Origin of the sequence: uncultured Gimesia sp., from assembly GCF_937919775.1 — a bacterium.
GTDB lineage: Bacteria > Planctomycetota > Planctomycetia > Planctomycetales > Planctomycetaceae > Gimesia.
On the sequence record NZ_CALFPF010000556.1, the window covers coordinates 1 to 7,928 of the forward strand.

Annotated in this window: 4 protein-coding genes and 1 pseudogene; 1 reads left to right on the plus strand and 4 read right to left on the minus strand. The window is 49.4% G+C overall.

Translation table 11 applies throughout. The features are described from left to right. From Q0294_RS15990 to Q0294_RS16005, 4 genes are all read right to left on the minus strand, one after another. On the minus strand, window positions 1-1,271 hold a 1,271-nt coding region (locus Q0294_RS15990; protein WP_299467450.1), incomplete at its 3' end, for a putative peptidoglycan glycosyltransferase FtsW. Window positions 1,272-1,513: 242 nt separating this feature from the next. Continuing rightward, window positions 1,514-2,620, minus strand: coding sequence for a phospho-N-acetylmuramoyl-pentapeptide-transferase (mraY, locus tag Q0294_RS15995; RefSeq protein WP_299467452.1), 1,107 nt, complete (start codon window positions 2,618-2,620; stop codon window positions 1,514-1,516). Window positions 2,621-2,909: 289 nt separating this feature from the next. Then, complete coding sequence (gene murF / locus Q0294_RS16000) at window positions 2,910-4,334, minus strand: UDP-N-acetylmuramoyl-tripeptide--D-alanyl-D-alanine ligase (RefSeq protein ID WP_299467454.1); 1,425 nt, start codon at window positions 4,332-4,334, stop codon at window positions 2,910-2,912. A 56-nt stretch (window positions 4,335-4,390) separates the two neighbouring features. Beyond that, window positions 4,391-5,809: a UDP-N-acetylmuramoyl-L-alanyl-D-glutamate--2,6-diaminopimelate ligase gene (locus Q0294_RS16005; RefSeq protein WP_299467456.1), complete on the minus strand. Its 1,419-nt coding sequence runs from the start codon at window positions 5,807-5,809 to the stop codon at window positions 4,391-4,393. An 853-nt stretch (window positions 5,810-6,662) separates the two neighbouring features. On the opposite strand from Q0294_RS16005, the pseudogene Q0294_RS16010 reads away from it, so the two are divergent. Beyond that, window positions 6,663-7,709: pseudogene (locus tag Q0294_RS16010) on the plus strand (DUF1559 domain-containing protein). The last annotated feature ends 219 nt before the right edge of the window (window positions 7,710-7,928 follow it).

A 7,928-nucleotide genomic window follows, 5' to 3' on the forward strand; every position in this document is an offset into this window, starting at 1 on the left:
TCATCCTCGCACTCTTCATCCTCGCACTCTTCATCCTCGCTCTCTTCGTCTGCTTCAGATTCCGGAGCTAAGGCATCTGCTTCTAAGATCGCTGATTCCCCTGGCAGGGCTTCTTCTTGCGTTTCATCAGATTCGGAGTCAATGAGAAAATTCTCGTTTCCCGGGGATCGCGTCAAACTGACAATGATGCCTAAAGAGAGCAGGCTCACCATCAGATTCGTACCCCCATAACTGATGAGAGGGTGTGAAATTCCTTTGGGTGGCACCATCGCTGTCACCACGGCAACATTGATAATTGCCTGCAGAACTAATTGCAATAACAGAGTCAATCCCACAACATAGGCATACGATTTCTGGTTTTGCGAGCGGATAATATTGAACCCCGCCAGAAACAGCCCCAGCCACAGCCCCACAATACCCAGTGTGCCAATCAGCCCCAGCTCTTCACCAGCCACCGAAAACACAAAATCGGTATTGGCTTCTGGCAGAAAACTCAGTTTCTGGGCACCTTTACCCAGACCGGAACCGGAAAGTCCACCGGTGCCCAAAGCCATCAGCGACTGTTTAACCTGATAGGGAGCCGATTGCCAATTCGTCCACGTATCGAGAAAGCCGCTGATCCGTTTCAACTGATAGGGTCGCAGCGCCACCAGCATCACCAGAGCCGGAATGGCACAGAGTAGCCCCACGATAAAGTTCCGTAGCGGCCAACCGCCCAGAAATAATGCAATCATCACACCACCCGCAAGGAACAGTGAGGTTCCCAAATCGGGTTGTTTCAACACCAGAGGGATAATGATCGCCAGAGGAATTAATAGGGGAACAGTTCCTTTCAGCCAATGCCTCAGCGAGCGTCGCCGTTGAACCATCAGGCGCACTGTCAAAAGTGGCAGCGCAATTTTGGCTAATTCAGAAGGCTGCAGTGATACCGACCCCAATCTCAGCCACCGCTGCGCGCCATTCACGCGCGTGCCGATCCCCGGTATGAGTACAAGAATGAGTAAGGCCACTGTTCCCCAGAAGAGCAGGGGAGCCCGATCGTACCAAAACCGGGCAGGCAGATAGGAAGCAATCGACGCCACAATGACGGCAAACGCCAGAAACGTTAAATGTTTTGATAAATAAACCTGTTCAAATTCGGTAGGCCAGGACGTAATGCTCGCACTATGCACCATCAGCACGCCGATTCCCAATAGCGCACACGCCATTGAGATAAAGAGGCTTCGGTCATGTTCAGGTTGTGATTGCGATAACAGTGAGGCCGACTTCATTTTGAATCTCTCATAAATCGATGAGAATGGATATCAATAAAATCGACCTGAAATCCGACACATCCGCAGCTCCAACCCCTTTGCTAATTACCGATTTAGAAACATTCGGCGACCACACGAATTTGCTGACAAAACCGTGATAACAGGCCTTTCCCCAATTCCGTCGAATTTCCTGACCGGCAAAAGCCGGATTATCAGAAAACGGAATCAGACTTGCCTGATCCAGCTTGAGATGAGGAGAATCAGGTCGCGATCTTCAGGCTGGCAATTGCGATAATGGCAAGTAAGGCAGAGCAAATCCAGAAGCGGACCACGATTTTCATTTCATGCTGGCCTTTAAATAAAAAGTGATTGTGCAGAGGGCTGCAGGCAAAAATGCGGTTTCCCGTGCGTCGAAACCAGGAAACCTGCAAGATGACACTCAGTGTCTCTACCACAAACACGCCCCCCGCAATCACCAGCAATGCTTCCTGTCGAATAACAAGAGCAGCAAAACCAAGCAGCGCTCCCAGGGGCAGAGAGCCGGTATCACCCATAAAGACCTGGGCCGGATAACAGTTAAACCACAGGAAACCAAGGACCGCTCCGACGGCTGCTCCCAAAATGATGCTCAGTTCTCCGGCACCCGGGATATAGGGTACCTGCAAGTATTCGGCCATCACTTTATGCCCCGCCAGATACGTCAATCCGGCGAAGGCGGAACCGGCAAAAACCATACAGCCACTGGCCAGTCCGTCGAGACCATCCGTTAAATTCACCGCATTGGAACTTCCCACCATCACCAGAACTGCCCAGGGAATAAAGAGCACCCCCAGGTAAAAGGTCAGTCGCGTGACAGGCATCATCAAATCCAGACCGGAATTCAAACTGGAATGACTGAAATAGAGTGCTGCCCCCACCACGGAGGAAAAGAGAATTTGAACAACCAGTTTCTGCTTCGGCTTTAATCCGTTCCGGGTCGTGCTGAGTTTGATCCAGTCATCATACGCGCCCAGCAACGCAAAACCTGCTGCCGTCAGAATTCCCAGTTGAACATAGCGATTTGAGAGATCTGCCCAGAGAAACGCGGAGATCAATATGGAACCGACAATGAAAATCCCCCCCATTGTAGGAGTCGCATTTTTCGAGGCATGGATTTCATTGAGTTTTTCTGAAGCACTGTCTACCCGCTCTCGGAAGCGTTTTTCCAGCCAGCGAATAGCCAGGGGGCCCAACAGGATGGCAATTAAAAATGAAGAGAGACTGGCTAATGCAATCCGTGCGGTCAGGAACACACGTGAGTCACCCGTCGAATGCACTTCGAGTTGTTCCAACAGCGGAGAAAATGTCTTCAACAACCAGATTACCATGAAGTTATTTTCTCGTCGCTTACCGGTTCATCCAAATCAACCTGAAGTTTACAAAAAATCGGATGCGCCTGTTGAAGGCTCGACAGGCTCATCAATTCTGATTGACTCTTACTCGAAAATAGAGGTACCGGACGTCGAGACCCCAATCCCGACGTCCGGAAATAATTTCACCATGCAACAGCATTGGAGTGATCGACCCAATGAATCACAAATTCCGGTGCTGACTTGTCCGTCGAAACGGACGCGCCTAGGATTCCCGCAAACCCGAAGCACATGGTGAAATCACACTTTAGACACATGATTTATATTTACCCCCCGAAGTAGCCTGCTGAGAATCCTGCTGACCTGCCTGTTGCTTCAGGCTGGAAATCAGTCGCTCCATTTGCATACTTCGAGAGCCTTTGACTAACACAACATCTCCCGGCTCTAAACGAGAGATCACTTCACTTCGTATTCCTTCTACATCAGCCGCCTGTACCACATTCTTCTGAGTGAGCTTTCCCGAAAGAGCGCCCTCGACAACAGCTCCCGCCTGTTTTCCACAGACGAACAGAAAATCAATGTTTAATGAGGCAATCAACTCTCCGATTTCCTGATGATAGCGTTTTGATTCGGCTCCCAGTTCCAACATGTCTCCCATCACAACCATCCGTTTACCACCGCCGGTCCAGTCATTAAGTAACCGGCAAGCCGCCGCCATTGATACGGGGCTGGAGTTATAAGAATCATCAATGATCGTCCAGGAACCAATCTGTTCGATGTGACAGCGTCCGGGTACAGTCGCAAACTGACCCAGACTCTCGACCAGTTCTCTATTGGAAAGTCCGAATTCTTTCGCCACAGCAATGGCAAACAGTGCAGGGTAGACAAAATGTTTTCCCCGGACGGGAACCAGGAATTCTGTCCCATCGACGCGAAATGAAATCCCCTCGTCCGTCTGTTGAATCGCAACCGCCTGGAAATTATTCTGCGTCCCCAAACCAATCTTCAATTTCCGGGCAGACGTTTTTGAAGCGAGAGATGCGGCAAAGGGATCATCCCCATTCAAAATCGCTAACCCGCTTTCGGGTAACGCTTCAAATAACTCGCCTTTCGCAGCCGCCGTTTGCTCCAGACTTCCAAAATGCTCCAGGTGCGATGGTCCAATTCCGGTAATCACACCGATTTCCGGCTGTGATAATCGGGCCAGTTCGCGAATTTCTCCCGGTAAAGAAGCTCCCAATTCCAAAACTGCATACTGATGCTCAGATATAATCTGCGCAATACTCAATGGCACGCCAAATTCATTATTATAATTGGCAGGGCTCTGAACCCCTTTCAAAAATGGAGCCAGGACCGTGTGAATCATCGTCCGCGTTGTTGTTTTCCCAACGCTTCCCGTCACACCAATCACTGTGACCTGTTGCTGACTGCGATACCAGCGGGCAAACTGCTGAAACGCGTGGTTGACATCATCAACATAGATCAACGGTTGCGACAGACCGGCTGCTTCAGGCCTGCGGTTGACCACGCAGGCCTGTGCTCCCTGCGCCAACGCGTCTGCGACAAACTGATGGCCATCCAGACGCTTACCTTGAACGGCAAAGAACAGATCTCCCGGCCTGGTGGTGCGGGAGTCGATCGAAATCCCCTCAACGTCAGACAGGATCAGATCAGGAATTCCAGGTTCTCCCTGAATGATCTGACTAATCTTGTTGAGTGAAACACGATGCATGTCGAAAATTCTTTATGATAGAAAACAGTGATTTGTTTGCAGTTCAACCTGCGGTTTTATGCGGGTATTTTATTTGACTTATCTGAATGAGTACTCGTGAAATAATTTTCCACGACCAGACGATCGCTGAATGGGATCCTGCAATCACCGATGATTTGTTCGCACTCGTGCCCCTTACCGGCAATCAGCACGAGATCGCCTGCGTGAGCTGCTTCTAACGCCCGGTAGATCGCCTCTTTTCGATCTACGATCAGTTCAGGAGTGACTCCCTGCGTTTCGCACCCGGCAGCAATCGCCTGGATGATCAGCAGGGGATCTTCGCTACGGGGATTGTCACTGGTAATAATCACCTGATCTGCTTCACTTCCAGCCAGTCCTAATAAACGGCGTTTCGACTGATCGCGGTCTCCACCGGCGCCAAACACACACAACACCCGCTGGGAACAGACTCTTTTTGCAGAACGGATCACGTGCCTTAATGCATCATCAGTATGTGCATAATCAATCAGCACTGTAAAAGTTTGACCGCAATTGACTTGCTCCATCCTTCCGGGGACGGAATCCAGGCAGTTGATACCCTCTGCAATTTCAGCCAGAGACAAGTCTGATGCCAGACAGGCTGCCGCTGCCGCCAGACAATTGGATACATTGTGAATTCCAATCAACGACGTTTTGACAGGAACCCGCGATCCCTCAAACAAAAGTTCAAACTCGGATCCCTCCGCCGTTTCCCGTAGTTGCTCGACAGTAACATCAGCTTCGTTTTCAATCCCGTAGGTCAATAATGTCTGTGCAGGATTCACTTCTGATGCAAATGACCTGCAGATAGGGTCATCTGAATTCAAGACTATCGTTCCGGTTTCTTTCACATGATGAATAATTTTTGATTTGCAGGCAGCGTAATTTTCAAGATTGAGATGATAGTCAAAATGATCCTGTGTGACATTCGTCACGACTCCCACCGAAAGCTCTGTGCCCGCTAACCGGCTCTGATCCAGTGCATGACTGGAAACTTCCATCACAGCATGAGTCGCCTTGTGTTTCACCATTTCTGCGAGGAGTTGCGAAAGCTCGCGCGCATCCGGAGTCGTCAAAGAAGCAGCTCGCGTTAAAACGCTGTTATGATATTCGACAGTCCCCAGTAAACCGGTTTTTCGTTTCGCATTCTGCAGGATTGCTCTGACCAGCCAGCTCACGGTCGTTTTTCCATTTGTCCCCGTCACTCCCACAGTCTGCAGATGCTGTGAAGGACGACCAGCTAATTCAGAGCAGAGAATCGCATAGGCTTTCCGCACATCGGCGACGATACACTGCGGGACTTCCAATCCCGTTAGAGGCCGGCCGGTCAACACTGCTTTGGCGCCATTTCTCAGCGCTTCAGGGATAAATTCTTCAGCACTTTTCTTTGTCCCGGAGGTGACTGCGAAAATGTCACCCGAATGACAGCGACGGCTGTCAGCCTGAATTGATGTCACACATATATCTGCACAATCAACAAAACTCGCAGAAGGAAACAGAGACCTTAAACTGATCGCCACTGTCCCGGGAGCAAAGCTGAGTGTTGAAGATGACATGGATGTGAGGTAAGAACCATGCATTCCAGTAAAACCGTTAAGTGAAAGGTCTTGATGACGGGGGAAACTTCGTTGACAACAGGAGTGGTCGAAAAACCGAAAACAGCCGGAACCGGCAGTGGAATGAACAATATGAAAATTGAGTTCACAGCAACTTACTGCGAAGGAGCAGCATTCTCGTAATTCCTGGAATAACGTCAACCCAGGAAATTCAAAAAAGTGTATCCCCAAGGCTTCTCTTGTAATTATTACAGAAAAACCCCGAACTCAAGACTTCGGTACGATTACCGGCAAGGCTAGATGAAACCTATTTTATCAGAAAGCATTGATCGCCCCATTCAAAAATCCCTCATGGTCAACCCGGGAAGCCCTGACCTTTGACTGCAAAAACCGCGAGATTTCTGGAATAAAACCGTCTCAGGCAACGCCTTTTTCACTGCCTCTTGTTCAAAAATTAAAATTAGTAATTTCACCTATTTTTGAGTAGAATGCTATAGATAGAGAACATGAGTCAGGGTACGCTGTATTCTTATCAGGTGGTTCAAAACCTATCTCTAAAGCATCTGATACCAAGTCATTTCGAATAATCAAGCTTTTATATAAATAGCAGATTATTAACAGTAAACCGCGATCTCATTCGAGGTTGGGATATGACGTACATGTTTCGATATCTGAAATCCTGTATGGAGAATGTTTTCTTACGCTAGTTTTCCCCTTATCAACAAATCATTTCGATATTCCCAAGGAGAGAGGCATGCAACATTACTCGCGCGTTAAAAAAGGTTTCACCCTGATTGAGCTACTGGTTGTGATTGCGATTATCGCCATTTTAATCGCCCTTTTATTGCCGGCCGTGCAACAGGCGCGGGAAGCAGCCCGAAGATCAACCTGCAAGAATAACCTGAAGCAGATCGGCCTGGCATTCCACAACTACCATGATACCCACTCTCGCTTTCCGCTGCCGGCAGTTCTGTCATTAACCCCCGCAGGGGTCATTATGACCTCAAACAGCTGGGGACTTTCCATCCTGCCATATGTTGATTAGGCAAACGCCTACAATGCATACAACTTTAATACTAACTGCTGGAACGCTGCCAATACGGCGTCAGTTCAGACTTATGTTCCCGGTTATGCCTGTCCTTCTTCCCCCGGAGGCGGAACTCGTATTTCATACACCGCCGGTCCCGGTGAAGGCGGGTTTAACGCATCACCTCTCACCCTGACCAATGCGGGCCCGATAGACTATATCTCTACCACAATCGTACAGGATGAGTTCCTCACAGCCGTTGGATTGACTGGAAATGACCGAGATGGGTGGGCGGAAGGGATCATCGCAGTAGCTGGTGTACCATCAGCCACACAGGGGGGGCAGGGAGGTCGCATTCGAGATATGCTGGATGGTGCGTCCAATACAATTATGATCGGCGAGCTTGCAGGTCGAAACCAGTTGATTCGAAATAGTGTTGCAGTCGCAAGTACCAACACCTCGGCGATCTACCAGTCAAAATTCGGAGGCGGCGCCTGGGCTGACCCCACCAATGGTACCTGGCAATTAACAGGCCGACTCTACGACGGGACATCAGACCGGGGTCCGTGTGCCATCAATTGCTCAAACGAGCGTGCAGAAGCAGGACACGGGGATGTTTCACGTTGGGCCGCCGGTTTGTACTCCTATCATGTCGGAGGAGCACACGTCTTACTTGCCGATGGTGCCGTCAGATTCCTCAGCGAAAACCTGTCTGGTGCCGTTTTTGTCGCGTTAATCAGCAGGGCCAGCGGAGAAACAGTCGGAGAGTTCTAAACGCCTGATCCATTCTGATTTCTGAAATAGAACTGGATTTATCCACTGATAGAGCCAGTTCTACATACACCCGCAGTTCTATACTCGTTTTGATTACGCAGGCATGGAACACGATTATACACCCTCAGTAAGAAATATTTTCTACAATGGTTAGCACAAAGTACGTACCAGTTATCACCCTTCTCTGCTTGACAACCTTAATCTTAGCATGTGGTAATT